This window comes from Gracilimonas halophila (assembly GCF_042684365.1).
In the GTDB taxonomy this organism is placed as follows: Bacteria; Bacteroidota; Rhodothermia; order Balneolales; family Balneolaceae; genus Gracilimonas; species Gracilimonas halophila.
Window position 1 is genome coordinate 1 of the sequence record NZ_JBHULI010000011.1, and the last position, 942, is coordinate 942.

Consider the following 942-nt stretch of genomic DNA (forward strand, 5'->3'; position numbering starts at 1 on the left):
GGACAATTCCCGGTTTTTGTTCGGTAAAACTTGATAACGCGCATATCTCAAAGTTAGCATATATGCGAACATTGTCAAATAAATTTTATAGCGAAATGAAAGGGGAAGTAAATGAAGAACATAACGACATTGCGCATAAGGGGCGTGCAAAGTAGTGCTGAATTTGATTAAGAATGTACTACTGAAACTGACTAAAATAAAACTGGCGACCAACGGCGAGGCACGTCCCACTTAATGCGCGGGTTATATGGCCGAAATACTTTTTAATCTGAAATATATTCTAACTTTTGATATTCAATTTCTTTGGCAATTACAGCCATTTCACCAAAAGCAACTTTTGGGCGACCTGATTGATCCCAACTTGCTCTTTCTGCTGAAGTACCGCCCAAACTTGCTCCAGTTGCAGCTGTAATTCCAGCTCCCATCGAAGATGTTACATTCCAAGAACCTCTTAATGTAGCTTTACTTCCATTATTATCTTTTTCTACAAATACATCGATTTTTAAAGTCGTTTCTTGTCCAACTTCTTTGAAACCAGTAGAAAATGTACCCATTTCGCTATTTTCTTGAGAAATGCTAAATCCTTCTGAAGCGAGATGTTGATAAATTGTTTTATAAAAATCAGATGGTGATTCAGTTGAATAAAGTTCAATAGCATTTGCGTCATCTGGAATTTCAGATGAAACTTCAGTTGGAATGTTTGAAGTAGTTACACAAGAAGTGAGTATTAATGCAAAAAGGATGAATGTTATATTTTTACTTAGCATGATAAACTATTTGTGATTCGATTTATTAAAAGGCCATATAACGACCCACGTTTAAACGGCGCGGGGATTATGATTTGGTTGAAGTAGCGAAATTATTTCCTGGCAATCAGGTTCCATTGCGCCCCGTCCGTGTCCGATTTAAAACGCATTGTTATGTTTTGAATTTACTGGATTT

Annotated in this window: 1 protein-coding gene; it reads right to left on the bottom strand. The window is 36.6% G+C overall.

Annotation, left to right across the window (positions count from 1 at the left end; genetic code table 11):
* Positions 1-263 precede the first annotated feature (263 nt).
* Positions 264-767 (bottom strand): hypothetical protein, encoded by a 504-nt coding sequence (locus tag ACFSVN_RS04935; protein ID WP_390299487.1) that lies wholly within the window; start codon positions 765-767, stop codon positions 264-266.
* Positions 768-942: the final 175 nt, after the last annotated feature.

Excerpts from the sequence above, each read along its gene's own strand:
- ACFSVN_RS04935 (WP_390299487.1), bottom strand. The coding sequence starts at position 767 with ATGCTAAGTAAAAATATAACATTCATCCTTTTTGCATTAATACTCACT.